1 protein-coding gene is annotated in these 2324 nt (G+C 48.1%); it reads left to right on the top strand.

Annotated features, from left to right (window positions below; translation table 11 throughout):
- Nucleotides 1–262: 262 nt before the first annotated feature.
- Entirely contained in the window at nucleotides 263–2158 is a 1896-nt protein-coding gene (locus tag ACE1AQ_RS18800; RefSeq protein WP_374808995.1) for a DUF559 domain-containing protein, read from the top strand.
- Nucleotides 2159–2324 lie beyond the last annotated feature (166 nt).

The following is a 2324-nucleotide window of genomic DNA, read 5'->3' as shown; positions in this document are numbered from 1 at the left end:
ATCTCAGACACCGGGGAGCGGGGCCCCCCACCCCCCCCCCCACCCCCCGGGGGGGGGCGGGGGGGGGGGGGGGGGGGGGGGGGGGGGTGAGATCCCCCCCGGGGCCCGCCCCCCCCCCCCCCCCCCCGCCACCCCGCGGGCCCCAGGAGCGCCCGCGGGGGCATTAGAAATAGAAAAATTACAACCGGGAGATTATGTCATCGGACATGATCTGCAACCTCATCGGATTCTTCGTACTATCAGCAAAACCCATCAAGGGAAAATGATCGGGATTCGTCACCACCTTTGTCAGCAAATCCTCTGGGTAACGGGAGATCATCGAGTCTTATGTCAAAAACGGACAACCAGTTATGGAGGCGATCGCAATTGGGAACATATTCCTAAAAATAATTTTGGTTTAGCTAGAGAAATGAGAAAAGAAGCGACTCCAGCCGAAGCTAAATTATGGCAAGAAATCAAAGGAAATCAATTAGGAGTTAAATTCCGCCGTCAACATCCTATTGGACGTTATATTACCGACTTTTATGCAAGAGAAAAGGGTTGTATTGTTGAAGTAGATGGAGATAGCCATTATAGGCCAGATGCGACAGTTTATGACCAAGAAAGAGATACTTATTTAAACTCTTTGGGATTAAATATTTTGCGATTCAATAATCAAGAAATTTATCATAATTTGACGGGAGTATTAGAGACAATTAAAGCCACATTGGCTGCGGTTGAACCTTCAGAAGATCATTACAAAGAATGGCGACGGGCTGATACTTTAAAAATCGGTGATATTGTTTATTTTGGCAGGGAACAAATACCCTGTGAAATTAAAGATTTAGAATCGGAAATAACGACGGAAACAGTCTATGATTTAGAGATTGAAACTGTCCACTCTTTTATTACTGAAGTTTGTACCGTTCATAATTGTGGAAGTGGGACAACCGCCTACGTTGCCGAACAATGGGGGAGAAGATGGATAACCTGTGATGTCAGTAGAGTACCCTTAGCCTTAGCCAGACAGAGACTATTAACCGCCACCTTTCCTTGGTATCAACTGAAAGATAATAACTCACCGACGGGGGGTTTTATCTACAAGAGAAAACAGAACAGTAAAGGGGAAGAAATTGGGGGAATAGTCCCACACATCACCCTGAAAAGTATCGCTAACAATGAACCCCCCGAATCGGAAATCTTAGTTGACCGTCCCGAAGTAGATAACAGTATTGTGCGGGTGTGTAGTCCCTTCACCATCGAGGGAACCATACCGCCTCCGGTGGAGATGGAAGACGAACCGGAAAGCGCAGCGGTGGTAATCGACAATAGCGGTCCCTATGAAGAACGGATGTTGGAAATTCTGCGGAAATCTCCCGTGTTGCGTCTGTCTGGGAACCGCACCATCACCCTAAACAACGTGCGACAGCCGACGCGAACCCAGAATCTATCGGCCGAAGCAATGGTCAAAGCTAGTGATTTAGAAGGTGCTACCTTGGGGGAGGTGGTAGATGAGGCCCTAGAAGCAAACCTGAATCAGCTTCCCCTCTCCCAGAAACCGGTGGCGTTTCTATTCGGACCAGAGAACGGAGCGATCGCAGAACAGCCGATTTACAGAGCGGCTGGGGAAGCCTATCATAAACAATACGCTCATCTGTTCGTCCTTGGCTTTGCGATCGCTCCTAGCGCTCGTCAGTTTGTAGAACACTGTCAGGATACGGTGGGGATTCCCGCGACTTACATCCAAGCAACTCCAGACCTGCTGATGGGGGATTTACTCAAAAACATGAGGAGTTCCCAGATATTCAGCGTCTGTGGACTGCCAGAGATTAGGATTAATCCCATCCCTGATGGTAAATATCAAGTGGAGTTATTGGGTTTGGATGTGTTTGACCCGGTTACAATGAAAGTGGACTCAGAACCGGGTAAGAATGTCCCCGCTTGGTTTCTCGATACTGACTACAACGGCCTATGTTTCCACGTCAATCAGGCATTTTTTCCCCGTACCGGCGCTTGGGATTCGATTAAGAAAGCTTTAAAGGGAACCTATGAGGAATCAGTCTGGGAACATCTAGCAGGGACAACCAGCGCACCTTTTGCCGTGGGAGAACATCGGCAAATTGCCGTTAAGGTGATTGATGACCGGGGGAATGAGTTGTTAGTGGTTAAAAGTTTGTAAGAGGTAGAGTTATGACTAATTCAGAGGCTCTTCTAGGTTCTGTGTGATGAGTTTAACTTACATAGGATCGATCTTTGTGTCCTTTGTGTCTTTGTGGTTCGTTCCACCCCCTCGCTAGGAGGAATGTATCTTAGAATACATTTTACCCACCAAACCTGGGAGAGCC

It is taken from the genome of Microcystis sp. BLCC-F209 (assembly GCF_041928595.1).
Classification (GTDB): Bacteria; Cyanobacteriota; Cyanobacteriia; order Cyanobacteriales; family Microcystaceae; genus Microcystis.
This window is presented reverse-complemented; position numbering and strand designations above follow the sequence as displayed.

What these genes read in the sequence shown, in the direction of transcription:
- ACE1AQ_RS18800 (WP_374808995.1), top strand. Translation starts at nt 263, where the DNA reads ATGATCGGGATTCGTCACCACCTTTGTCAGCAAATCCTCTGGGTAACG.